Origin of the sequence: Modestobacter sp. I12A-02662, from assembly GCF_041028325.1 — a bacterium.
In the GTDB taxonomy this organism is placed as follows: Bacteria; Actinomycetota; Actinomycetes; order Mycobacteriales; family Geodermatophilaceae; genus Modestobacter.
The window spans coordinates 1-23,054 of the sequence record NZ_JABGDE010000020.1 but is presented as its reverse complement, the minus strand read 5'-3'; the positions used below and the strand labels follow the sequence as shown (position 1 = coordinate 23,054).

At 75.9% G+C, this 23,054-nt stretch carries 26 protein-coding genes; 15 read left to right on the top strand and 11 right to left on the bottom strand.

What is annotated here, in order from left to right; translation table 11 throughout:
• Positions 1-156 precede the first annotated feature (156 nt).
• From HL189_RS22190 to ppk2, 7 genes are all read left to right on the top strand, one after another.
• Entirely contained in the window at positions 157-1,428 is a 1,272-nt protein-coding gene (locus tag HL189_RS22190; protein WP_369135910.1) for a M18 family aminopeptidase, read from the top strand.
• A 143-nt stretch (positions 1,429-1,571) separates the two neighbouring features.
• Positions 1,572-1,901, top strand: a complete 330-nt coding sequence (locus tag HL189_RS22185; protein ID WP_369135909.1) for an STAS domain-containing protein — start codon at positions 1,572-1,574, stop codon at positions 1,899-1,901.
• Between the two features lie 29 nt (positions 1,902-1,930).
• Positions 1,931-2,317 (top strand): YchJ family protein, encoded by a 387-nt coding sequence (locus HL189_RS22180; RefSeq protein ID WP_369135908.1) that lies wholly within the window; start codon positions 1,931-1,933, stop codon positions 2,315-2,317.
• Between the two features lie 56 nt (positions 2,318-2,373).
• Entirely contained in the window at positions 2,374-3,195 is an 822-nt protein-coding gene (locus HL189_RS22175; protein ID WP_369135907.1) for a DUF881 domain-containing protein, read from the top strand.
• A gap of 55 nt (positions 3,196-3,250) precedes the next feature.
• Positions 3,251-3,895, top strand: a complete 645-nt coding sequence (locus HL189_RS22170; RefSeq protein WP_369135906.1) for a LysE family translocator — start codon at positions 3,251-3,253, stop codon at positions 3,893-3,895.
• A gap of 143 nt (positions 3,896-4,038) precedes the next feature.
• Complete coding sequence (locus tag HL189_RS22165; RefSeq protein WP_369135905.1) at positions 4,039-4,878, top strand: lysophospholipid acyltransferase family protein; 840 nt, start codon at positions 4,039-4,041, stop codon at positions 4,876-4,878.
• Positions 4,879-4,899: 21 nt separating this feature from the next.
• Entirely contained in the window at positions 4,900-5,895 is a 996-nt protein-coding gene (gene ppk2 / locus HL189_RS22160; protein ID WP_369135904.1) for a polyphosphate kinase 2, read from the top strand.
• Here the strand turns inward: ppk2 and HL189_RS22155 are convergent.
• Together HL189_RS22155 and HL189_RS22150 are read right to left on the bottom strand one after the other, a co-directional pair.
• A complete protein-coding gene (locus tag HL189_RS22155; RefSeq protein ID WP_369135903.1) occupies positions 5,892-7,028 on the bottom strand; it encodes an NAD(P)/FAD-dependent oxidoreductase in 1,137 nt (378 codons plus the stop codon). The two genes, ppk2 and HL189_RS22155, sit on opposite strands and share 4 nt — an antisense overlap.
• 85 nt (positions 7,029-7,113) lie before the next feature.
• Entirely contained in the window at positions 7,114-8,208 is a 1,095-nt protein-coding gene (locus tag HL189_RS22150) for a DUF2382 domain-containing protein (protein WP_369135902.1), read from the bottom strand.
• A gap of 245 nt (positions 8,209-8,453) precedes the next feature.
• Between HL189_RS22150 and HL189_RS22145 the strand changes: the two genes are divergently transcribed.
• The 3 genes from HL189_RS22145 (at position 8,454) to HL189_RS22135 (ending at position 10,606) form a co-directional block, all read left to right on the top strand.
• Entirely contained in the window at positions 8,454-9,263 is an 810-nt protein-coding gene (locus HL189_RS22145; protein WP_369135901.1) for a DUF3097 domain-containing protein, read from the top strand.
• Between the two features lie 78 nt (positions 9,264-9,341).
• On the top strand, positions 9,342-10,220 hold the full coding sequence (locus tag HL189_RS22140; protein WP_369135900.1) for a hypothetical protein: 879 nt from the start codon (positions 9,342-9,344) through the stop codon (positions 10,218-10,220).
• Positions 10,221-10,225: 5 nt separating this feature from the next.
• On the top strand, positions 10,226-10,606 hold the full coding sequence (locus HL189_RS22135; RefSeq protein ID WP_369135899.1) for a GntR family transcriptional regulator: 381 nt from the start codon (positions 10,226-10,228) through the stop codon (positions 10,604-10,606).
• A 128-nt stretch (positions 10,607-10,734) separates the two neighbouring features.
• Here the strand turns inward: HL189_RS22135 and HL189_RS22130 are convergent, their stop codons facing one another.
• Positions 10,735-11,574: an aldo/keto reductase gene (locus HL189_RS22130; protein ID WP_369135898.1), complete on the bottom strand. Its 840-nt coding sequence runs from the start codon at positions 11,572-11,574 to the stop codon at positions 10,735-10,737.
• Positions 11,575-11,747: 173 nt separating this feature from the next.
• On the opposite strand from HL189_RS22130, the gene HL189_RS22125 reads away from it, so the two are divergent.
• Positions 11,748-12,284, top strand: a complete 537-nt coding sequence (locus HL189_RS22125; RefSeq protein ID WP_369135897.1) for a DinB family protein — start codon at positions 11,748-11,750, stop codon at positions 12,282-12,284.
• Between the two features lies 1 nt (position 12,285).
• On the opposite strand, the gene HL189_RS22120 is transcribed toward HL189_RS22125, so the two are convergent.
• Complete coding sequence (locus HL189_RS22120; RefSeq protein ID WP_369135896.1) at positions 12,286-13,515, bottom strand: MFS transporter; 1,230 nt, start codon at positions 13,513-13,515, stop codon at positions 12,286-12,288.
• A 162-nt stretch (positions 13,516-13,677) separates the two neighbouring features.
• Between HL189_RS22120 and moaA the strand changes: the two genes are divergently transcribed.
• Genes moaA through HL189_RS22105 form a run of 3 tightly spaced genes read left to right on the top strand, consistent with a single transcriptional unit; the run spans position 13,678 to position 15,181 of the window.
• Positions 13,678-14,727, top strand: a complete 1,050-nt coding sequence (moaA, locus tag HL189_RS22115) for a GTP 3',8-cyclase MoaA (RefSeq protein WP_369135895.1) — start codon at positions 13,678-13,680, stop codon at positions 14,725-14,727.
• Positions 14,724-14,966, top strand: coding sequence for a MoaD/ThiS family protein (locus HL189_RS22110; RefSeq protein ID WP_369135894.1), 243 nt, complete (start codon positions 14,724-14,726; stop codon positions 14,964-14,966). Before moaA ends, HL189_RS22110 begins: the two co-directional genes overlap by 4 nt.
• Positions 14,967-14,977: 11 nt before the next feature.
• The gene (locus tag HL189_RS22105) at positions 14,978-15,181 is read left to right on the top strand and encodes a hypothetical protein (protein ID WP_369135893.1); all 204 of its coding nucleotides are present in this window, start codon (positions 14,978-14,980) and stop codon (positions 15,179-15,181) included.
• Positions 15,182-15,229: 48 nt separating this feature from the next.
• Here HL189_RS22105 and HL189_RS22100 read toward each other — a convergent pair whose 3' ends face one another.
• The 7 genes from HL189_RS22100 to HL189_RS22070 form a co-directional block, all read right to left on the bottom strand.
• On the bottom strand, positions 15,230-16,846 hold the full coding sequence (locus HL189_RS22100) for a SpoIIE family protein phosphatase (protein ID WP_369135892.1): 1,617 nt from the start codon (positions 16,844-16,846) through the stop codon (positions 15,230-15,232).
• 140 nt (positions 16,847-16,986) lie between these two features.
• Positions 16,987-17,406 carry a molybdenum cofactor biosynthesis protein MoaE gene (locus HL189_RS22095; protein ID WP_369135891.1) on the bottom strand — a complete coding sequence of 140 codons (420 nt, stop codon included), beginning with the start codon at positions 17,404-17,406 and terminating at the stop codon, positions 16,987-16,989.
• 20 nt (positions 17,407-17,426) lie between these two features.
• Entirely contained in the window at positions 17,427-18,002 is a 576-nt protein-coding gene (locus tag HL189_RS22090; protein WP_369135890.1) for an NTP transferase domain-containing protein, read from the bottom strand.
• A gap of 89 nt (positions 18,003-18,091) precedes the next feature.
• A complete protein-coding gene (locus tag HL189_RS22085; RefSeq protein WP_369135889.1) occupies positions 18,092-19,141 on the bottom strand; it encodes an ABC transporter ATP-binding protein in 1,050 nt (349 codons plus the stop codon).
• Complete coding sequence (locus HL189_RS22080) at positions 19,138-19,941, bottom strand: ABC transporter permease (RefSeq protein WP_369135888.1); 804 nt, start codon at positions 19,939-19,941, stop codon at positions 19,138-19,140. Before HL189_RS22080 ends, HL189_RS22085 begins: the two co-directional genes overlap by 4 nt.
• The gene (gene modA / locus HL189_RS22075; protein WP_369135887.1) at positions 19,938-20,717 is read right to left on the bottom strand and encodes a molybdate ABC transporter substrate-binding protein; all 780 of its coding nucleotides are present in this window, start codon (positions 20,715-20,717) and stop codon (positions 19,938-19,940) included. Before modA ends, HL189_RS22080 begins: the two co-directional genes overlap by 4 nt.
• Complete coding sequence (locus HL189_RS22070; protein ID WP_369135886.1) at positions 20,714-21,106, bottom strand: molybdopterin-binding protein; 393 nt, start codon at positions 21,104-21,106, stop codon at positions 20,714-20,716. Before HL189_RS22070 ends, modA begins: the two co-directional genes overlap by 4 nt.
• Before the next feature lie 139 nt (positions 21,107-21,245).
• On the opposite strand from HL189_RS22070, the gene HL189_RS22065 reads away from it, so the two are divergent.
• Entirely contained in the window at positions 21,246-22,949 is a 1,704-nt protein-coding gene (locus HL189_RS22065) for an ATP-dependent DNA helicase RecQ (protein ID WP_369135885.1), read from the top strand.
• The last annotated feature ends 105 nt before the right edge of the window (positions 22,950-23,054 follow it).

Sequence of the window (23,054 nt, the reverse complement as noted above, 5' to 3'; positions counted from 1 at the left end):
AGTTCTGCGTGGCCAGGCCGCCGCACGTCGTCCGGCGCTGAGGACGGCGCGGTCGACCCCGAGCGGCAGGGCCGGGCGACGGATCGGTCACCCTGGCCTGCCGTCCTGATCCGCCCTGACCGCTCCCCCGGGCGGGGGCCCGGGGAGGATGCAGGCATGCCGGACCTCTCCCTGGGCGACGACCTGCGCGCCTTCGTCGACGCCTCCCCCTCGCCGTCGCACGCGGTTGCCGAGCTGGCCCGCCGGCTCCGCGCCGCGGGGTTCACCGAGCTCGCCGAGGCCGACGCCTGGGGGCCGGCGCCGGGCGCGGAGCACTTCGTCGTGCGGCACGGCAGCCTGATCGCCTTCCGCGTGGGCAGCGCGCCGCTCGCCGGGGCCGGCATGCGGCTGGTCGGGGCGCACACCGACTCCCCGACGTTCAAGGTCCGGCCGCGCTCGGACGTCCGGCAGGCCGGCTACCGGCTGGTCGGCGTGGAGCCCTACGGCGGCGGCCTGTGGCACACCTGGCTGGACCGCGAGCTCACCGTCGCGGGCCGGCTCGTGCTGCGCGGGGGCCGGCAGGTGCTGGTCCGCCTGCCCGGGGCGCCGCTGCGGCTGCCGTCGCTGGCGATCCACCTGGACCGCGGCGTCCGCGAGGGACTGACGCTGGACCCGCAGCGGCACCTGGTGCCGGTCTGGTCGGGTGAGCTGGACACCGAGCCGGGGCTCACCGAGGCGGTCGCCGACGCCGCCGGTGTCGCGGTGGAGGACGTCGTCGGGCACGACCTGGTGCTGGCCGACACGCAGCCCGCGGGCACCACCGGCGCGGACGGCACGTGGGTGGCGGCGCCGCGGCTGGACAACCTGGCCAGCTGCCATGCCGGGGGCACCGCGCTGGTCGCCGCGGCGGCCGGGGAGCGCACGCAGGTGCTGGTGTGCAACGACCACGAGGAGGTCGGCAGCGGCTCGATGTCCGGGGCGCGCGGCAGCTTCCTGGAGGACGTCGTCCGCCGGCTGGTCGCGGTCACCGACCCGGCCGACGCGCAGGCGCTGCCCCGCACCCTCGCCCGCTCCCGGCTGGTCTCGGCGGACATGGCGCACGCCGTCCACCCCACCCGGTACGACCGGCACGAGCCCGCGCACCAGCCGCGGCTCGGTGGCGGGCCGGTGCTGAAGGTCAACGCCAACCAGGCGTACGCCACCGACGCGGCCAGCGGCGGCTGGTTCAGCGAGCGGTGCGCCGAGGCCGACGTGCCGGTGCAGCACTTCGTGACCCGGGCCGACCTGCCGTGCGGCAGCACGATCGGCCCGCTCACCGCGACCAGGCTGGGCCTGCCGACGGTCGACATCGGCGCCCCGATGCTGGCCATGCACTCGTGCCGCGAGCTGGCCTCGGCGCTCGACGTCCCACTCGTCGTGGACGCCCTCACCGCCTGCTACACCGGCTGACCGCTGCCGGCCGCGCACCGGACGTGCTCCCCACGGACCCGCCGGCCCCAGCGGCCGCGTACTGTGGGCAGGGCGAGTGTCGAGTCCCGCCGTCCCGGCGAGGCCGCCCAGAACCTTGGTCCCTCACGAGTCCGAGGACGGCCATGGACCTGCCGACGCCCCCGCCCCCCTTCTCCGCCACCGCACGCACCGTCGCCGCCACGACCACCGTCGTCGTGCACGGCGAGGTGGACACCCTCACCGGGCCCGAACTGGAGGGCACGCTGACCGCGGCGTGGGCCGCTGCGCCGGCGTCCCTGCTGGTGGACCTGTCGGCGGCGACCTTCGTCAACGCCTCGGCCCTGGCGGTGCTCTTCCGCGCGTCGGCCACGGCCCGCGCCCGTGCGGCCGGGTTCGACGTCCTCGGGCTGCCCCGCCCGGTCGAGCGCTTCCTGGCCGGCCGGCAGCTCACCCTCGCCGTCATCGTCGCCTGACCGGCGGACCTCACGGGCAGACTGGGACGGTGCGTCCGCGTCCCTGCCCGTGCGGCTCCGGCCTGCCCTACGCCGAGTGCTGCGCCCGGCTGCACGACGGGACGGCGGCCGCCGCCACCGCCGAGCAGCTCATGCGGTCCCGCTACAGCGCCTTCGCCGTGGGGGACCCGGCCTACCTGCTCGCCACCTGGCACCCCACCACCCGGCCGCGATCGCTGACCCTCGACCCGGCGGTGCGCTGGGTGGGCCTGGACGTCCTCGCCACCACGGGGGGCGCGCTGCTGGCGACCGAGGGGACCGTCGAGTTCCGCGCCCACTCCGTCGTCCGGGGGGTGGCCGGGAGCCAGCACGAGGACAGCCGCTTCGTGCGTGACGGTGGCCGCTGGTGCTACGTCGACGGGGTGGCGCTGCCCTGACCGACGGCGTGTGCCCGGCGCCGCCGGCGCCCGCCCCCGACCTACCCTGGCAGCCGATGAGCGCCGACGCCGAGGACGCAGCCGCGGCCCCCGCACCCGAGGAGCCCGAGCCCGCCGTCGGCGCGCCCGCGGCGGGAGCACCCGCCGCCGACGAGCCCGAGGCCGAGCCCGCCGGGGAGGCCGCGACCGTGCCCGTCGGTGCGCCGGGCCGCCGGGCGAGCCGGCGCGCGGTGCTCAGCGCCGTCACCGGGGTCCTGGCCCTCGCCCTCGGCCTCGGGCTGACCGTCCAGATCCGCGCCAGCAACGCCGACGAGCCGTACAGCGGCGCCAGCGAGGAGGACCTGGTCGCGGTCCTCAACGACGTCGAGGGCAACGAGGAGCGGCTGCGCGAGCAGATCGCCGACAGCCGGGAGGCGCTCGGGCAGCTCACCGACGACCGCTCCGAGTCCGACAGCGCGCTGGACCAGGCCGAGCAGCGCGCCGAGGCCATCGGCATCCTGACCGGGCAACTGGCGGCCGAGGGGCCCGGCATCCGGCTGTCGATCTCCGACCCCGACCAGCAGATCGACGCCTCGCTGCTGCTCGAGGCGGTGCAGGAGCTGCGCGGGGCCGGCGCCGAGGCGATCGAGGTCAACGACGTCCGCGTGGTCGTCTCCAGCGCCTTCGTCGACACCACGGCGGGCATCCAGATCGAGGGCGCGATCCTCACCGAGCCGTACACCGTGCTGGCGATCGGCCCGCCGGAGGACCTGGACGACGCCCTGAGCGTGCCCGGCGGGGTGCTGCGGGACGCCGAACGGGCGGGGGCGACGGCGGGCGTGACCACCCAGGGCACGGTCCTCGTGGACGCGGTCGTGGGTGATCCGGCGATCGACTGAGACGGCCGTCGGAAAGGGGAGGCGGACCGGCGGTCCCCCGGACTAGCGTCGTCCCGTGGTCTCGCTCGGGACACTCGCCGCCTTCGCTGCCGCCAGCCTGGTGCTCATCGCCGTCCCCGGCCCGTCGGTGGCCTACATCCTCACCACCACCCTGCGGCACGGCCGCGCGGTCGGCCTGGCCGCCACGCTGGGCATCGAGACCGGCTACCTCGCTCACGTCGCCGGCACGGTGCTCGGCGTCTCCGCGCTCATCGCGGCCAGCGCGCAGGCGTTCACCGTGCTCAAGGTCGCCGGCGCCGCGTACCTGCTGTGGCTGGCGGTGCGGGCCTGGCGCGCCCGCACGCCCGGCACCCTGGCCGAGCTGGGGGCGTCGTCGGCTGCCCCGCCGAGCCGTCGCTCGGCCTTCCTGCGTGCGCTGCCGATCGGCGTCCTCAACCCCAAGACGGCGATCTTCTACCTGGCCTTCCTGCCGCAGTTCGTGCGCCCGGACGCCGGGCCGGCCTGGCTGCAGCTGGTCGTCCTGGGCGTCACGTTCATCGGGCTGGCCACCGTGGTCGACGCCCAGTGGGCGCTGTTCGGCGGCGGGCTGCGCCGGCTGCTGCCGGACCTGCGGATGCGCGTCCTGGACCGGATCGGCAGCGTGACCATGGCGCTGCTCGCCGTCGTCGCCCTGCGCTCCACCCGCCGCGCCGTCGGCTGATCGAGGCGGGGTCCGCGGATCCGGCACGTTCGCCGTCCCGACCCCGGCGCGCCGGCCGCCGGTTCCCGGACCGCCACCCGCCGGCCCGACCCTGGCGGGTGTCCGGGTCCCACCCAGGGGCCTCCCGGCACCCGAGGTGTCGCGTGACCACAGCCCCGACCACCGTCGAGAACACGCTCCGGCGACGCCGGTGGCTGCAGTTGGCCGGCGTCCTGGCCCGCACCGCGCCGGCCGCCCTCCGCGCGCCGCTGGCCTCCGTGCGGGGACGGCGGCGCATCGTCGTCCGCGCGGCGGCCGAGGTGCTCGCCGCCGCGGGCGTCCGGGTCGAGGTGCACGCCTCGCCCGTCGCCTGGCCGCTCTCGGCTCCCGGACACCTGGTCGTCGCCAACCGGGTCTGCTGGGTCGACGACCTGGCGCTGCTCACCGTCGTCCCGGGCGTGCCGGTGGCCGAGTCGGACCGCCCCCTCGGAGGCGGCCCGGCCCGGCGCGCCGGCGCCGTGCGGCTCGACCGCAGCCGCCCCCGCACCCTGCCCGCGGCCGTCGGCGCGGTCGCCGGAGCGCTCCGCGGCGGGACGACGGTCACCGTCCGCCCCGAGGACCCCGACGGAGCCCGGCTGGGACGGTTCCGCCCCGCGTTCCTCCAGGCCGCCGTCGACACCGGGGCGCCGGTGTGCCCGGTCGCCGTCCGGTACCGGGCGGACGGCGGCGCACCCGCCGGCCCGCTCGCCGACGGACCGCTGTGGCGCAGCGTCGCCCGCGTCGTGGGCACCCGCGGGCTGGTGGTGGAGGTCCACCTGCTGCCCGCCCTCGAGCCGTCCGGCACCAGCCGCCGGGAGCTGGCGGTGCTGGCCGAGTACGCGGTGGCCGCGGTGCTCGAGGGACCGGACCGGCGCCTGGCCACGCCGGCCGGCGCGCAGCGAGTTCCACGTGGAACCAGCGGGAGCGGCCGCGCCCAGGCAGGATCGGACCCGGCAGTCCGCTGACCGCGTCCCCCCGGAGGAGCCGTGACCCAGGAACTCCAGCACTCCGCTCCGGACGACCTCCCCTCGCCGGTGATCGACCTGTCGAAGTGGCGCCTCAACGCCCTGCCCGACGAGAACTCCGACGAGGACTGGGACGACGACCGCGAGCTGTTCGACCCCGACGGGCGCCGGGTCGACACCTGGCGGGAGGGCTATCCCTACGCGGACCGGATGGAGCGGCGCGAGTACGAGATCCTGAAGCGGCAGCTGCAGATCGAGCTGCTGAAGCTGCAGGGCTGGGTCAAGGACACCGGGCAGAAGGTCGTGCTCGTCTTCGAGGGCCGCGACGCGGCCGGCAAGGGCGGCACGATCAAGCGCTTCACCGAGCACCTCAACCCCCGCGGCGCCACCGTGGTGGCGCTGGACAAGCCCAGCGAGCGCGAGCAGACCCAGTGGTTCTTCCAGCGCTACGTGCAGCACCTGCCGGCCGCCGGGGAGATCGTGCTGTTCGACCGGTCCTGGTACAACCGGGCCGGCGTGGAGCGGGTGTTCGGCTACTGCACCGCCGACGAGTACCTGCTCTTCATGCGCCAGTGCCCGGAGTTCGAGCGGATGCTCGTCGACAGCGGGATCCACCTGGTCAAGTTCTGGTTCTCGGTGACCCGCGGCGAGCAGCGCAGCCGGTTCATCGTGCGGCAGATCGACCCGGTGCGGCAGTGGAAGCTCTCCCCCACCGACCTGGCCTCGCTGGACAAGTGGGACGCCTACACCGAGGCCAAGGAGGCGATGTTCCTGCACACCGACACGGAGCACGCCCCGTGGACGGTGATCAAGAGCAACGACAAGAAGCGCGCCCGCCTGGCCGCCATGCGGCACGTGCTGAGCGTGTTCGACTACGAGGAGAAGGACGCCGACGCCGTCGGCACGCCCGACCCGCTGATCGTCGGCTCCGCCGCCGACGTGCTCGAAGAGGACTCCGGGCCGCCGACGATGCCGCGCCCCGGCGACGAGCTGCCCCTGGAGCCCGCCGCGAGCTAGGCCCGGCGGTCGGGGCGGAAGGGGGTCAGCTCGAACGGCGGCGGCTCCCCGAGGGCCGCCCCGGCCGCGAGCACGCCCATGAGCGGTCCGTAGGTCAGCCCGTTGGCGCCCAGGCCGGTGGCGACGACGAGGCCGTCGAGCCCCGGGACGGCGCCCAGCAGCGGGAACCCGTCCGGCGTGACCGGCCGGAACCCCACTCTCGTCTCCAGCACGGTGGCGTCGGCCAGGCCCGGGGCCAGGGTGAGCGCGGCGTCGAGCACCTGCCGCTGCCCTGCTGCGGTCACCCGGTGGTCGAACCCCGCGTCGGCCTCGCGGGTCGCCCCGACCACGACCCGGCCGCCCGGGAACGCCAGCAGGTAGTGGTGCCCGTGCTCCTCGCCGAGGCTCATCACCGTCGGCCAGTCCGCGGTGTCGGCACCGGGCACCCGGACGTGCAGGATCTGCCCGCGCATCGGCCCGACTGCCAGCGCGACGCCGAGCGGCGCCAGCAGCTGCGCCGACCAGGCTCCGGCGGCGAGGACGACGACGTCGGCGGCGAGCTCGTCGCCGTCCACCCGGACGCCACGCACCCGCCCGCCCGCGGCGACCAGCGTGGCCCGCCCCGCCCGCCGCGAGCCGCCGGTGTGCCCGGTGGCGGCGACGGCGGCATCGCGGAACAGCCGCCCGTCGAGCCGGCCCACCCCGCCGGTCCACAGCGCGGCGAACTCCTCGGACAGGACCGGGAAGCGGGCGCGCGCCCGGCCGGGCTCCAGCAGTTCCACGTCGCCGAGACCGGTCCAGCCGCGGGTGCCGCGGGCGGATCCCAGGTCCCCGGCCATCGCCCGCAGGGCCGCCGGGTCGCGGCTGACGGTGAGCCCGCCGACCGTGGCGTAGCCCGGGTCCCGGCCAGCGTCGGCCGCCAGCTCGGCGGCCAGCTGCGGCCAGCTCCGCGCGGCGAGGTCGCTGTAGGCGCCCCACGCGCCGGTCGCGCCCGGCCGCCACGGCTGCACGATGCCGGCGCCGGCCGAGGTCGCCGGCCCGGCTTCGCCTGCCTCCACGAGGACGACGTCCACGCCGCGCCGGGCCAGCTGCCAGGCCGCGGTGGCCCCGACGATCCCGGCACCCACGACGACCACGCGCGCTGCGGCACCCATGGGGTCAACCTGTCACGGGCCCCCGGACAGCACAGCGCCCGCCCCGAACTGCCGGGACGGGCGCTGGCCGGTCGTGCGGGCCCGGTTACCCGCGGCCGTCCCGGTCGCGGTTGAGCACGTCCTTGGCCTTGTCCTTCAGGGTGCGGTCGTCCCCGGTGGTGGCGTCCCCGCGGACGTCGTCGGTGTCGACGTGCTCCTTGCGGACGGTCTCGCTCACCTGCTGCTGCTCGGTGACCGTCTCGGTGTCGAGGCGGACGCGCTCGACCGGTACGGCCTCCTTCTCCACGACGGGGCGCTCGGCGGTGAGCGTCACCTCGTGCTCCTCCTCGCTGATCGCGGGCCCGTCCATCGCGCTGCCGATGTTGGCGTCGGTGATGGGCTCGCGCTCGATGCGGACCTCCTCGTGCGAGACGGGCACGGTCCTGGTCACGTTCTCGGTGACGACGTACTTGCGCAGCCGCGCCCGGCCGGCCTCCACCTGCTCGGTGCCGACGTTCAGCCGCTCCTCGGAGAGGGTCATGGCGTCGTCGGTCGTCGGGCCCGAGGTGTCGTGGCCCCGGGTGCCGTGCCGGTTGCGGTCGTCGAGGTCGGCACCCGCCGTGCCGCCGGTGGTCGTGGTGTCGTTGTACCCGGCGTTGCTGGTCGCCTGGGTGTCGCCGGTCGGGTCGGTCATGCCCGCGCCCATGCCGGAGTTGTTGGAGGTCTGGGCGGCACCGGACGTGGTGAAGTCGGTGTCCGTGGACCGACCGGTCGGCGTGCCCTCGGTCTCGCGGGTCCCGGCCATGCCGGCCGTTCCGGCCATCCCCGCGGTCCCGGCCATCCCCGCGGTCCCGGCCTGGCCGGTGGTCGTCATCGTGTCCGTGCCGCCGCTGCCCATGCCGTAGTAGCGGTAGAGCTCCTGCTCCTCGTCGGGCGACAGGTGCCCGTCGGTGTCGATCTTGGGGGCGTCCTTGACCTTCTCCTTGCTCACCGGGACGCGCAGTCCGTCGCCGGTCAGGTCGGCGTCCCGGATGGGGACGAAGGACTGCTTGGTGCCGAAGAGGCCGGTCTTCACGGTGACCCACTCCGGGTTGCCGGACTGGTCGTCGAGGTAGACCTCCGACGCTGTGCCGATCTTGTCGCCGTCGGCGTCGTAGACGTCTGCGCCGATCACGCGGTCGAGGGTGTCGGTGCCGATCATGGGGCCGCTCTCCTCTTCTCGGGGACGTGCTCTGCTTTGGAAATCACTGCCCCGGGCGGAGATCGAGAAACGGGAAGTCGTGATCGACATCACCCTCCTGTCCGGCGACGACGGCGATCGGGCAGGTCCGCGGCTCGCCGGCCACGCGACACGACCGCCGACGACACACCGGACGGCGGAGTGGAACGTTCCGTTCGGGCGTGTCGCACAGCGGTCTCCGGCGCGGTCGCGCCGAGCATGGACGGGTGCCTCCCCGCTCGCCGTACGACGACCTGGTCCACCCGCGCACCAAGAAGAAGCCGACACCGCAGGTCGAGGCCAAGCGCGACCTGGTGGTCGAGGACCCCAGCAGCGGGTTCGTCGGCGCCGTGGTGCGCTGCGAGAAGGACGTCGTCCACCTCGAGAACCGCAACGGGCGCGTCCGCGCCTATCCGCTCGGCCCGGGGTTCTGGGTCGACGGCCGACCCGTCGTCCTCGTCCGGCCGAAGCCGAAGGCTCCGGTGACGCCCACCCGCAGCGCGTCCGGGTCCACGTACGTGGCCGGCGCCCGGGCGCGGGTGGCCCGCGAGGGGCGCATCTACGTGGAGGGCAAGCACGACGCCGAGCTGGTGGAGAAGGTCTGGGGTCACGACCTGCGGATCGAGGGCGTCGTCGTCGAGCCGCTGCACGGCGTGGACGACCTGCCCGGCATCGTGCGCGAGTTCCGCCCGTCGTCGGGGCGCCGGCTGGGCGTGCTGGTCGACCACCTGGTGACCGGCTCCAAGGAGTCCCGGATCGCCGGGCAGGTGACCGGCGACCACGCCCTCGTCGTCGGGCACCCGTTCATCGACATCTGGCAGGCGGTCAAGCCGCAGGTGGTCGGCATCCGGGCATGGCCGACCGTCCCCAAGGGCGAGTCGTGGAAGGACGGCGTCTGCCGCCGGCTGGGGTGGGAGGACGACACCGGCTACGTGTGGGCGCAGCGCATCCTCGCCCGGGTGCGCACCTGGACCGACCTGGAGCCGGCCCTGATCGGCCGGGTCGAGGAGCTGATCGACTTCGTCACCACGGATTGACGGGTGCTTGCGCCGCCGCTCCCACTCCGTCATTGTGTCAATCTCTTGATTTATTGAGTCAGTGATGGGACGGACGCCATGGCCGGGTTGCCGCTGCTCCTCGCCCTGGTGGTGACCGTCCTGGTCGGCACGGGGGTGGCCGTGGTCCGCCGCTCGCCGCCGAGCCGGGAAGGGACGGTCGCCGCCGCCCGCCGGCACGCCACTGCCCTGTCGGGGGCAGCCGTGGCGGCCGGTGTGCTCGCCGCGCTCGCCGTCCCGTTCAGCGACGGGTCCTGGGGTACCGGGGAGCCGGGCAGCGGCGGCCGGGAGCTCGTGCTCGTGCCGCTCGCCTTCGGGATCGCGCACACCGTCGTCCTGACCGTCGGCGAGCTCACCTGGCCCCGCCCCGCCGGGCAGGTCCGGCGGGCACGGCTGGTGCACCGCGGGCCGCTGGACGCGGCACCGGCGTGGCTGGTCCGGGTGGGGGGAGCGGCCGTCGGCCTGGCGGTGCTGACCGTCGTCGCCGCCGCGCTCGTCGCGGACGACGACGGCCGCGGCATCTCCCGCTCCGGAGAGCTCTGGGCCCGGTCGTCGGGGCCGTTCCCCGGCTGGTTCTACGGCGGGCCGGCCCTCGCCGGGCTGGCCCTGCTCATCGCGCTGGCCGGCGCGGCGCTGCGGGTGGTCGCCACCCGCGCCGCCGTGGTCACCGCGGACGACCGGATCGAGGCGGCGCTGCGCCGCGCCTCCGCGCACCGCGTGCTGCGCGGCGCGACGGCCGCGGTCCTGCTGCTCACCGGCGGGCTGCTGGGCGTCGCCGGCACGGCGGCCCACTCGCTGGGCAGCGGCCCGACGCCCTCGCCGCTGGGACCCGTGGGCGCGGCGGTCGCCGTCCTCGGGCTGGCCTGCGTCACGGCCGGCTCCGTGGTCCTCTGCCGCCGCGCTCCGGGCGTCCCCGCCGACCAGCCAGTGCCCACCTGAGCGGCATGGCGCCGGACATCACGGTCGACGTCGCCAGCCCGACGCCGCCCTTCGAGCAGATCCGCAGCCAGATCGCCGGCCACGTGCGCGGCGGGCTGCTCGCCCCCGGCGACCGGCTGCCCACCATGCGCGCCCTCGCCGCCGACCTCGGCGTGGCCGTCGGGACGGTGGCCCGGGCGTACGGCGAGCTGGAGGCCGGCGGCCTGGTCGCCAGCCGGCGGCGGACCGGCACCGTGGTGACCGGGCAGCCGGCCCGGCCGCCCGTCGGGGACCGGGTGCGGGCGGCCGCCGACGCGCTGGTCCGGGCCGCCCGGGAGGACGGCGTGGACGACGAGACCGTGCTCGACGTCGTCCGCGCCGCTCTCACCGGCGGGACCACCCTCTGACCGGGCCGTCCCGCCCTGCCCCCTTGCAGGGCCCCGCCGCGAGCTTCGGACGGCCCCGTCCAGAGGCTCGCCCCGAGCGCGAGGGGTGAGGGGGACGGGGCCTTCCAGGGGGGCAAGGGGGTCCTTCTTCAGCCGGGGATGTAGTTGAACGTGTCCGGGTCGGGGCCGGTGCGCTCGCCCCGGTCGAGGCCGCTGATGTCGCCCATGTCGGTGCCGTCGAGCGCGAAGTCGAAGACGTCGAAGTTCTCCTCGACCCGGCTGCGGGTCACCGACTTCGGGAAGACGACGTCACCGCGCTGCACGTGCCAGCGCAGGGTCACCTGGGCCGCCGTCCTGCCGTGCTTCTCGGCGATCCGGTTGATCGTCGCGTCCCCGGCGACCTTGCCCTTGGCGATCGGCGCCCAGGCCTCGGTGACGATCTCGTGGTCGGCGTTGAACGCCCGCACCTCGTCCTGGGACAGGTACGGGTGCACCTCGATCTGGTTGACGACCGGGGTCACCTCGGTGTCGCTGAACAGCCGGCGCAGGTGGTGCGGCTGGAAGTTGGAGACGCCGATCGCCTCGACCCGGCCGGACCGGTAGATCTCCTCCATCGCCTTCCACGTCTCGACGTAGTCGACGTCGATGCCCGGCAGCGGCCAGTGGACGAGGAAGAGGTCCAGGTGGTCGAACTTGAGCGCGTCCAGGGTCCCGTCGAACGCGCGCAGGGCGTCCTCGCGGGCGTGGAAGCCGTTGTTCAGCTTGGAGGTCACGAAGACCTCCTCGCGCGGGATGCCGGACTGGCGGATCGCCTCGCCGACCTCGGCCTCGTTGCCGTACATCTGGGCGGTGTCGATGTGCCGGTAGCCGACCTCGAGGGCGGTGAGGGTCGCCTCGACGGTGTCCTCCGGCGGGATCTGGAAGACGCCGAACCCGAGCTGCGGGATCTCGACGCCGTTGTTCAGGGCGATCGTGGGCACGGTGGCCATGGGGTTGTCTCCAGGGGACGTCCGGTCAGAGGGGGCGGGGTCGCGGCTTCCGGCCGGCGACCGGCCCGGCTCCCCGCCTACCCGCCCTCCTCCGGCGTTACCCGCGAACCACCTCACCCGGCCGCCGGGAGTTCGCGCTGGACCGGACCGGCGGGCGGACGCAGCATGGTGCCGTGCCCGCCCTCCTGGCCTGGCCGGGCGAGGACTTCGCCTGCCCGGACTGCGCCGTGGCCTACCCGGACCTGCCGGTGCCCGACGCGGTCGCGATGGTCGCCGCCCTGCCCGCGCTGACCCGGGAGGCGGTCGCCGAGCTGCCCGACGCGGCGCTGCGCCGGCGCCCCTCGGCTGACCGCTGGTCGGTCGCCGAGTACCTGTGCCACCTCCGCGACGTCCACGTCGCCTACACGATCCGGCTGCACCGGGCCCGCACCGAGGACCGGCCGGTGCTCGAGCCGATGCTCAACGACCTCCGCGCCCGGCGCTTCCGGTACGCCGACTGCGACGTGCCGGCGGTGCTCGGCGAGCTGGCCGCCGCCGCGGCCGGGTTCGCCGACGAGGTCCGCCGGGTTCCGCCCGACGGCTGGGACCGTCCCGTCGTCCGGCAGCCCGGCGAGGAGCGCACGGCCCGCTGGCTGGTCCGCCAGACCGCCCACGAGGGCCGGCACCACCTCGCCGACGTGCGATGGGTGGGTGCCGCGGTCCAGGAGTGAGTCAGGCGGAGGTCAGCTCGGCCGCGGGGGCCGGACGGCGCAGCACCGCCCACGCCCCCACCGCCAGCACCCCCGCCGCCAGCGCCCCGAACGCCGGGACGGCGAACGCCTCCTCCGCACCCCACACGTCGATCGCCCGCCCGGCCAGGGCGGACCCCACCGTGACGCCCACGGTGAGCCCGGTGGTGACCCAGGTGAGCCCCTCGGTCAGCGCCGCCCGCGGCACCCGCGACTCCACCAGCGACATCCCCGCCACCAGGACCGGCGCGATCGTCAACCCGGCGAGGAAGGCGAGCACGACCAGCACCGGCAGCGAGTCGACCAGGAACAGCGTCTGGACGGCGGCGGCGAACAGCAGGGCGCAGCCGAGGAACCGGGCGGTCAGCGAGCCGGGCAGCCGGAGCACGCCGTAGACCAGCCCGGCGACCAGGCTGCCCCCGGCGAAGAAGGCCAGCGCGGCGCCGGCCACGGCGGGCCGGCCCTGCTCGTCCGCGAAACCGACCACGACGACGTCCACGGCGCCGAACACCAGCCCGATCGCCGCGTAGGTCACCGCGATGGCGATCAGGCCGGGCCCCAGGATCCGCGGCCGGGCCGGTGCCTGCCCGGACGAGCGGTCGGCGACCACCGGCGCGGTGGCCTCCTGCCGGGACAGCCACAGCCCGCCGCCGACGCCCAGCAGCAGTCCGGTGAGGAAGCCCGCGGGCGGGCTGATCGCCGCGGCGAGGAAGGTCACCAGCGGCGGCATGGTCACGAACACGACCTCGTCGGCGACCGACTCGAAGGCGAAGGCCGTCTGCCGCTGCGACGAGTCGGTCAGCGCGTGCGCCCAGCGGCTGCGCACCACCGACCCGACGTTGGCGCCGCTGCCGCCGGCGGCAGCGGCGAGGACGAACCAGGTCCACAGCGGCGCGTCGGCGACCACGACGGCGACGAAGGCCAGGCCCAGCACGAGCGAGGCCACCGCCGTCCAGCGGAGCACCGGGCCCTGGCCGACCCGGTCCATGACCCGCGCCCACTGCGGGCTGGCGAGCGCGAAGGAGAGCGCGAGGGTGCCGGACACCAGCCCGGCGAGGCCGTAGCTGCCGGTCTCGCCGGCGACCAGCAGGACGGAGCCGAGGCCGACCGTGGCCATGGGCACCCGGCCGAGCCAGCCGGCCAGGGAGAAGGCCCGGGAGCCCGGGACGGTGAACAGGCGGGCGTAGGGGGAGAAGGGGGTGCGGGGTGACACTGTCGTTCTCGCGCTTCCTGGCCACAGGCGAGTGCGGGGATGCCCGCCGGACGCTCGGGTGGCGGCCCGAACCTAGCAGCGGCCGACTGTTCGCGCGGCCGAGCTCGCCGTCGGCCACCGTTCCCGGGCCCAACGGGTCGATCGCCCACTACATTCGGTTGCGTGACGACGTCCCAGTCCCTGCCCGACCCGCGGGTGCGCCCGCGGCTGGTCGCGGGCGCCGGCGGGCTGGTCGACCGGCACGGCCGGGTCGCCACCGACCTCCGCGTCTCCCTCACCGACCGCTGCAACCTGCGCTGCACCTACTGCATGCCCCCGGAGGGGCTGCAGTGGCTGCCCAAGGTGGAGCAGCTCACCGACGACGAGGTCGCCCGGCTGGTGCGGATCGGCGTCGAGCAGCTGGGCATCCGCGAGGTGCGCTTCACCGGCGGCGAGCCGCTGCTGCGCCCCGGCCTGCCCGGCATCGTCGCGGCGGCCACGGCGCTCACCCCGCGCCCGGAGGTCAGCCTCACCACCAACGCCATCGGGCTGTCCCGGATGGCCCCGGCGCTCGCCGCGGCGGGACTGGACCGGATCAACGTCAGCCTGGACACCCTCGACCGGGAGCGGTTCAAGCAGCTGACGCACCGGGACCGGCTCGACGACGTGCTCGCCGGGCTGCGGGCCGCGCAGGACGCCGGCCTGACCCCGGTCAAGGTGAACGCCGTCCTGCTGCACGGGCTCAACGACGTCGACGCCGTCCCGCTGCTGGACTTCTGCCTGGAGCACGGCTACGAGCTGCGGTTCATCGAGCAGATGCCGCTGGACGCCCACCACGCCTGGACCCGCGGCCGGATGGTCACCGCCGAGGACATCCTCGCCCGGCTCGCGGCGGCCCACACGCTGACGCCGGACGCCGAGGAGCGCGGGTCGGCCCCGGCCGAGCGGTGGCTGGTCGACGGCGGCCCCGCGACGGTCGGCGTCATCGCCTCGGTCACCCGCTCCTTCTGCGGCGCCTGCGACCGCACCCGGCTGACCGCCGACGGGCAGGTGCGCAACTGCCTGTTCGCCCGCGAGGAGTCCGACCTGCGCACCGCGATGCGGGCCGGCGCGGACGACGCCGAGCTGGCCGACCGCTGGCGGGTCGCGACGCTGTCCAAGCTGCCCGGGCACGGCATCGACGACCCGTCGTTCCTGCAGCCCTCCCGGCCGATGTCGGCGATCGGCGGATGACCGTCACCGTGCGGTACTTCGCGGGCGCCCGGGCCGCCGCGGGGGTGGACACCGAGACCCGGGAGGCCGGCAGCCTCGCGGAGCTCGTCGGCCAGATCGTCGACGACCACGGCGAGCGGCTGGAGCGGGTGCTCACCGCCTGCTCGTTCCTGGTCGACGGAACCCAGACCCGGGACCGGGCGTTGGTGCTGGCACCCGGGGCGGTGGTGGACGTCCTGCCGCCTTTTGCCGGGGGATGAGGGAGGCACCCGTGAGCGTGTTCGGGAAGGCGAAGGCCAAGGCGGAAGCGCTGTTCGGCCGCGCGGAGCAGCTCTACGGCGAGTCGCACGGCGACGCCGCGGCCACCCTCGACGGCGAGGCGCACCTGCTGGAGGCAGAGGCCGAGGAGGAGCAGGCGCGGCGCGCCACGAGCCGGCCGGACGACGACGGGCTGGCCGGCGCCGGCGCGCGCTGACCCCCAGCCCGCAGACCCCCAGCCCGCAGGCGCCCAGGCTGCAGACCCTCAGCCCGCGGGGGCGACCTCGCCGGTGGGACGCAGCCGGATCGCGACCAGCGCGACGTCGTCCTCCGGCTTGCCGTGCACGAGCTGCTCGAGCAGCTGGTCGCAGAGCTGGTCCAGCGGCAGGGCGGCCAGCTCGGTCGCGGCCGCGCGCAGCCGGTCCATCCCGTCGTCGAGGTCGGCACCCCGCCGCTCGATGAGCCCGTCGGTGAACAGCAGCACCGTCGTCCCGCAGTCGAGCGTGACCACCGACTCCCCCCGGCGGAACCCGGCGTCGACCCCGAGCAGCAGCTCGCCGCGCCAGTCGGCCAGCGCCGCGAGGGAGCCGTCGCCGTTGATCACCAGCGGCGGCAGGTGCCCGGCGTTGCTCCACCGCATCCGGGTGAGTCCGCGGGCCCGCTCGTCGGGGGTCTGCTCGAAGCGCGCGACCGCCGCGGTGGCGTAGGTGTCCACGTGCAGCTGGGCCATCGCGGCGTCCACGCCGCGCAGCACCTCGGCCGGGCCCGCGTCGCTGTAGGCGGCGATGCCGCGCAGCATCGCCCGCAGCTGGCCCATCGCCGCGGCGGCGGCCGTGTCGTGCCCGACGACGTCACCGATGACCAGCATGGTGGCGCCCGAGGGCTGGACGAAGGCGTCGTACCAGTCGCCGCCGACCCGGGCCGCCTCCGCGGCGGGGGTGTAGCGGACGACGACCTCCGTGCGGTCGCTCTGCAGGACGTCGGTGAGCAGGCTGCGCTGCAGCTCCTCGGCCAGCTGCTTCTGCTGGTCGAACAACCGGGCGTTGTCCAGGGCCAGCCCGGCCCGGTCGGCGATCTCCTGGGCCGTGACCAGCTCCGCCTCGCTCGGCCGGCGCCCCTGCTCGAAGTAGAGGGTGAGCGCGCCGAGGGTCCGCCCGCGCGCCCGCAGCGGCATGGTGACCCCGCAGGAGGGCGCCAGGAGCTCCAGCAGGCGGCGCGCCTCGCCCCGGGGCAACCCGGCCGCCACGTCGCAGGCGTCGGCGAGGACGGTCTCGCCCAGCAGCGACCGGATGACCGGGCTGGTGACCGGCATCGCCGCCAGCCGCACCTCGGCGTAGCGCTCCACCAGCGTGCGCCGCGCCGGGTCGGGGTGCCACCAGCCGACGTCCCGCGGCCGGCCGTCCTCCTCCAGCACCGAGAGGACGCACCAGTCGGCCATCACCGGCACGATGAGCCGCGGGATGCGGGCGGCGGCGAGGTCCACGTCGAGGGTGGAGGCGAGCTCCGCGGTGACCCGGGCCAGCATCGCCAGCCGCTCCTGGGCGAACCGCCGAGCGGTGACGTCGGCGAAGTACATCGCCAGCCCGTCGGCGGTCGGGATCGCCTGCACCTCGAACCAGGCGTTGAGGGGGTGCGGGTAGAACGCCTCGACGGTGGCCGGCCGGCCCGTCGCGACCGCCTCGCGGTAGGCGCGCCCGAACTCGTTCCCGACGCTGGCCGGGAAGGCATCCCAGTAGTCCCGCCCGACGAGCTCCTCGGCCGTGTACCCGACGACGGCCGCACCGGCCGCGTTCAGGTAGGTCACCTGCCAGTCGGAGTCGACCTGGAGGTAGCCCAGCGGCATCAGTTCGAGCTGGGCGTCGGCGCCGGGCACGTCCCCCACTGGTCCCGGCCCTCCCGGTCGGCCACGTCCGCGGGCACGCCGGGAGCAGCCCCGCCCCTCCGCTGGAGTCGGGTTGCCCCTGTTATGTCACGTCGTCGGCGGGCGACGCAAGGACGCGCGCGGAACACCCCGGACTCCGGTCACGGACACGCGACCCACTCCTCGGCGCCGTCGGTGAACACCTGCCGCTTCCAGATCGGCAGCCGGGCCTTCACCTCGTCCACCAGCTCCGCGCACGCGGCGAACGCCTGCCCGCGGTGGGCGGCGCTGACCGCGCACGCCAGCGCGACGTCGCCGATGCCGAGCAGGCCGACCCGGTGCGAGACCGCGACCCCGTGCACCTCGGGACGCGCCGCGAACTCGGCGGCGATCTCGGCGATCAGGTCCGCCGCCGTCGGGTGCCCGACGTACTCGAGCTCGGTGACCGACCGGCCGCCGTCGTGGTCGCGGACGACGCCGGCGAACGAGACCACCGCGCCGGCCGCCTTGTCGCCGACCGCGGCCTCGTGCTCGGCGACCGACAACGGCTCCTCGGTGACCCGCGCCAACAGCGTCTCCACGGCGGCGAAGGTACCCGCGGTCAGCCCTGCGGTGGGACGTCGAGGTCGGTGGGGTCGGCCAGGCCGGTGCAGTCCACCTCGAGGACGTCGTGCGCCGCGAGGTACCGCCGGGCGCCCTCGTCCCCGGTCGCCGTCTCCGCCACGCCGGCCCAGTGCTCCCGGCCGAGCAGCACCGGGTGGCTGCGGACGCCGTCGTAGCCGGCCACCGCGAGTGCGCCGGGCGCCGCGTGCTCGGCGACCCGGGCCAGCGCCTGCGCGGTCATGCCCGGCATGTCGACGAGCGTGACGAGCGCGGCGTCGACCCGTCCGGGCCAGCCGCGCAACCCGTCCAGCCCGGTGCGCAGGGACGACGCCATCCCGCTCTCCCAGTCGCGGTTGGCCAGCACCGTGGCGCCGGTCAGGTCCGCGGTGCGCCAGACGTCGACCGCCCGGGCCCCGAGGACGACCAGCACCGGGTCGCACACCGCGGCCGCCGTCCGCACCGCCCGCTCGACCAGCAGGCTGCCCTCGTACTCGACCAGCGCCTTCGGCATGCCGTACCGCCGGCCGCCCCCAGCGGCCAGCACCAACCCCGCCACCGGCCGGTCCGACGTCACTCCCCCACCCTGCCAGACCTCCCTCCGGACTTTGGGGCGGTGATGGCCCCCACCGCGGGGAGCCATCACCGCCCCAGAGTCCGAGCGGGTCAGCGGGTGTGGACGGCGACCTCGCTGGCCTTCACCGACGCCCAGACGTCCGCCCCGGGAGCCAGGCCCAGCTCGGCAAAGGAGGTGGCCGTGACGTCCGCGGTCAGCGGCACCTCCCCCGCCAGGTCGCAGCGCACCACCGACCCGTGCGGGGTGGCGCTGACCAGCCGCAGCGGCCAGACGTTGCGGGGACTGCCGGCCGGGCGTTCCAGGTAGAGGGCGACCGACTCCGGGCGGATCACCGCGAACACCGGCCCGGTCACCTGCTCGGCGACCGCGACGGTGCCGCCGCCCTCGAGCGCGACGCTCGTCCCGGACCCGGTCCCCGGCAGCAGCACCAGGCCGACCAGCCGGGCGACGTAGTCGGTCCGCGGCCGGCGGGCCACCTCCGCCGGGGTGCCGGACTGCACGACCCGGCCGTCCTCGACGACGAGCACCCGCCCGGCGAGGGCCATCGCGTCGACCGGGTCGTGGGTGACCAGGACGGCGCTGCCGCGGTACTCGGCGAGGTGGCGGTGCAGCTCGGCGCGGACGGTGAGCCGGGTGCGGGCGTCCAGCGCGGACAGCGGCTCGTCCAGCAGCAGCACCCGCGGGTCGCCCACCAGCGCCCGGGCCAGCGCCGCCCGCTGGGCCTGGCCGCCGGAGAGCCGGCCGGGACGGCGGTCCCCCAGGTCGCCGAGCCCCACCCGGTCCAGCCAGGCCTCCGCCGCCGCCCGGGCCCGGGCCCGGGGCACGCCGCGCGCCCGCAGCCCGAAGGCGACGTTCTCGGTCGCCGACAGGTGCGGGAAGAGCAGGTGGTCCTGGAAGACCATGCCCAGCGACCGCTGGTGGGCCGGCACGTGGACCCCGGCCGCGTCCCAGAGCTGGTCGCCGTCGACGACGACCCGGCCGGCGTCCGGCCGGAGCAGGCCGGCGAGCACCCGCAGCACGGTGGACTTGCCGGCGCCGTTCGGCCCGAGGACGGCGAGCACCTCCCCGTCGGCGACGGCGAGCTCCACCTCGACGGTCAGCCCGCTCCGACGCACCGTGATCCGCGCGTCCAGGGTCACGTCGTCCCCGCCCGGCCCAGCCAGCGGTCGCGCAGCAGCAGCAGCGTGGCCAGCGAGACGGCCAGCAGGACCAGGGACAGCACGATCGCCGCCTCGGGGTCGGACTGCAGCGCCAGGTAGACCGCGAGCGGCATGGTCTGCGTCGTCCCCGGGAAGTTGCCGGCGAAGGTGATCGTCGCGCCGAACTCGCCGAGCGCCCGGGCCCAGCTCAGCACCGCGCCGGCGGCGATGCCGGGGGCGACCAGCGGCAGCGTGACCCGGCGGAACGTCGTCCAGCGGTCGGCGCCGAGCGTGGCCGCGGCGTCCTCGAAGCGCGCGTCGGCGGCGCGCAGCGCGCCCTCCACGCTGATGACCAGGAACGGCATGGCCACGAACGTCTCGGCGACGACGACCGCGGCGGTGGTGAAGGGCAGCGCGTACCCGGTGGTCTCGTACAGCCAGCTCCCGACGATCCCCTGCCGGCCGAGCACCAGGAACAACGCGACGCCGCCGACGACCGGCGGCAGCACGAGCGGCACGGTCACCAGCGCGCGCAGCACCGACCGGCCGCGCACCCGGGAGCGGGCGAGCACCCAGGCCAGCGGCACGCCGAGCAGCAGCGAGAGCAGCGTGGCGAGGGTCGCGGCGACCAGGGACAGCCGCAGCGCCTGGCCCACCGCGGGCTCGACCAGCCGGCTGCCGAGGTCCGACCACGGCGCGCGCACGACCAGCCCGACCAGCGGCAGCACCAGGAACGCGACCGCGAGGACTGCGGGCACCAGCAGCGGCGCCGGGACGCCGCCGTCGCCCGGCCTCCTCACGGGCTGCGGAAGCCCGCGTCCGCCAGCGCCCGCTGCCCGACCGCGGACCGCACCAGGTCCACGAACGCCTGCGCGCCCGCCGGGTCGGGCGCGGCCGCGAGCGCGCAGATGGGGTACTCGTTCAGCTGCCGCGCCGACTCGGGGAACGGGATGCCCTCGACCGCGTCCCCGGCGGCCCGGACGTCGGTGGCGTAGACCAGCGCGGCGTCGACCTCGCCCAGCTGGACCTTGGTCAGCGCGGCCCGGACGTCCTCCTCCTCGGTGTCCGGCCGCGCGGTGATCCCGGCGGCGGCGAACACCGCCCCGGCGGCCGCGCCGCACGGCACGGTCGGGGCGCAGACGGCGAGGGTGAGGTCCGGGTCGGCGAAGTTGGCCAGCCCGGTCACCCCGCCGGGGTTGCCCGCCGGGACGGCGATCTCCAGCTCGTTCCGGGCGAAGACCGCCGGCTCCCCGTCGGCCAGCTCCGCGCCGGTGACCACCGCCATCTGCGCCTGGTCGGCCGAGGCGAAGACGTCGGCGGGCGCGCCCTGGGCGAGCTGGGCGGCCAGCGCCGAGCTGCCGGCGAAGCTGAACTGGACGCGCAGGCCGGGCTGCTGGTCCTCCAGCACCGCGCCGAGGTCGGTGAAGACGTCGGTCAGCGAGGCGGCGGCGAACACGGTGACCGTGCCGGTGGGGGCGCCGTCCGCCGTCGGGGCCGGGGACGCCGTCGTCCCACCGGCCGTGCCGCACCCCGCCAGGGTGGTGACCAGGACGCCGATCGCGAGCAGCCGCCTCACCCGACGTCCACGCTGACCTGGGTGGCCTTCACCGTGGCCACCGCGCGGACCCCGGGCTCCAGCCCGAGCTCGTCGGCCGCCTCCCGCGACATCAGCGAGACGATCCGGAACGGCCCGGCCTGGATCTCCACCTGGGCCATCACCGTGTCCCGGACGACGCGGGTGACGATGCCGGTGAGCCGGTTGCGGGCCGAGGAGGACCGCGTGGTGCCCGGGGCGGGGGCGGCGTGCAGCTCGGTGGCGACCCGGGCCAGGTCGGCGCCGTCGACCTGGGCTGGGCCGGCGTCCCGGCTCGCGGCCAGCCGGTCGCTGTCGATCCACCGGCGGACGGTGTCGTCGCTCACGCCGAGCAGCGCCGCGGCCTCGGCGATCCGGTAGGTGGTCGGCACACGCCGCACCCTACCTCCGCACCTGCGGGTGGAGGTCTGCCCGTTGTCCCGCAGCTGCGGATGCCTGCGGCCATGGTCGCTACTTGGACCTGAGGAGGGGCGCGGTTTGGCGATCAGGGACGGCGGGGAGACACGGCCGGTGACGAGCACCTCCCAGGACAACCCCGTCGGCGCCTCCCCGTCGGCGCGCACCCGGCGCATCCGGCAGACCGCCGAGGCGGTGCTCGGGTACACCGGGTTCCGGCCCGGCCAGGAGGCCGCCATGCAGGCGGTCGCCGCCGGCCGGGACACCCTCGCCGTGCTGCCCTCGGGAGCGGGCAAGTCAGCCGTCTACACGGTGGTCGGCGCCCTCCTCGACGGCCCGGTGCTCGTCGTCTCCCCGCTCATCGCGCTGCAGCGCGACCAGGTGCAGCGGCTCGAGGCCCTCGGCGAGGACGCGGTGGGCCGCGCGGTGGTCCTCAACTCCGGCCTCTCGGCCGGCGACCAGCAGGCCGTGCTCGACGAGCTCCGGGACGGAACGGTCCGCTACTGCTTCCTGGCGCCGGAGCAGCTCGCCAAGCCCGAGGTCGTCGAGGCGATCCGCGAGGCCGGGCCGGCGCTGCTCGTCGTGGACGAGGCGCACTGCGTGTCCGCCTGGGGCCACGACTTCCGACCCGACTACCTGCGCCTGGGCGGCGTCGTGGAGCAGCTGGGCCACCCGACGGTGCTCGCGCTGACCGCCACCGCCGCGCCGCCGGTGCGCGCGGAGATCGTCGAACGGCTGGAGATGCGCGACCCGGAGATCGTGGTCGCCGGGTTCGACCGCCCGGAGATCCGGCTGGAGGTCGAGCAGCACGCCGACGCGCACGCCAAGCACACCGCCGTCCTCGACCGGGTGACCGGGCTGGCCGGGCAGGGCACCGGGATCCTCTACAGCGCGACGCGGCGGGGAACCGAGGAGTTCGCCGAGGCGCTGGCCGAGCGGGGCCTGCGGGCCGCGGCGTACCACGCGGGGCTGCGGAAGGGCGACCGCGAGGAGGTGCAGCGGGCGTTCATGGACGGCGAGCTGGACGTCGTCGTCGCCACCACCGCGTTCGGCATGGGCATCGACCGGCCGGAGACCCGCTTCGTGGTGCACGCCGAGCCCGCCGACTCCGTCGACAGCTACTACCAGGAGATCGGCCGGGCCGGCCGGGACGGCGAGCCGGCCACGGCGCTGCTGGTCTACCGCCAGGAGGACCTGGGCATCCGCAAGTTCTTCGCCGCCGGCGCCCCGGGCGAGGAGGAGCTGCAGGAGGTCGCCGGGCTGGTCCGCGCCGGGGTCGAGGCGGGCATGGACGGCGTCGACGTCACCGACCTGCGGGAGGAGACCGGCCGCGCCGCCACCCCGCTGGTGCGCGACCTCAACCTGCTCGAGCAGGCGGGCGCCGTCGTCCTGGACCACGACGGGACGGCGTCCCCGGCACCGGACGCGCCGCCCCCCGGCGAGGCGGCCGCCGCGGCCCGGGCGCTGGCCGAGCACCACATCCGGGTCGACGAGAGCCGGATCGAGATGATGCGCGGCTACGCGGAGACCACCGGGTGCCGCCGCCAGTTCCTGCTCGGGTACTTCGGCGAGCAGCTCGACGAGCCCTGCGGCAACTGCGACAACTGCAGCGCGGGGTTGTCCCAGCAGCAGACCACCGCCGACGGGGACCACCCCTTCCCGGTGGACACGGCGGTCGAGCACGCCGAGTGGGGCCCCGGCGTGGTGATGCGCCACGAGGAGGACCGGGTGGTCGTGCTGTTCGAGGAGGTCGGCTACAAGACGCTGGCGATCGAGCCGGTGCTCGCCAACGACCTGCTCACCGAGCGCACCGGCTGAGCCGGGACCGGTTGGAACGGCCCCGCTGCAGGGGCCCGCCGCGAGCGTGCGAGAGGCGGGGGCAGCGGGGTCCTTTCTCAGGTGAAGTCGGGGTCGTTCGGACCC

Coding starts and splice junctions, on each gene's coding strand:
- HL189_RS22190 (WP_369135910.1), top strand. CDS start 157: ATGCCGGACCTCTCCCTGGGCGACGACCTGCGCGCCTTCGTCGACGCC.
- HL189_RS22185 (WP_369135909.1), top strand. CDS start 1,572: ATGGACCTGCCGACGCCCCCGCCCCCCTTCTCCGCCACCGCACGCACC.
- HL189_RS22175 (WP_369135907.1), top strand. CDS start 2,374: ATGAGCGCCGACGCCGAGGACGCAGCCGCGGCCCCCGCACCCGAGGAG.
- HL189_RS22155 (WP_369135903.1), bottom strand. CDS start 7,028: ATGGGTGCCGCAGCGCGCGTGGTCGTCGTGGGTGCCGGGATCGTCGGG.
- HL189_RS22150 (WP_369135902.1), bottom strand. CDS start 8,208: ATGATCGGCACCGACACCCTCGACCGCGTGATCGGCGCAGACGTCTAC.
- HL189_RS22140 (WP_369135900.1), top strand. CDS start 9,342: ATGGCCGGGTTGCCGCTGCTCCTCGCCCTGGTGGTGACCGTCCTGGTC.
- HL189_RS22135 (WP_369135899.1), top strand. CDS start 10,226: ATGGCGCCGGACATCACGGTCGACGTCGCCAGCCCGACGCCGCCCTTC.
- HL189_RS22130 (WP_369135898.1), bottom strand. CDS start 11,574: ATGGCCACCGTGCCCACGATCGCCCTGAACAACGGCGTCGAGATCCCG.
- HL189_RS22110 (WP_369135894.1), top strand. CDS start 14,724: ATGACCGTCACCGTGCGGTACTTCGCGGGCGCCCGGGCCGCCGCGGGG.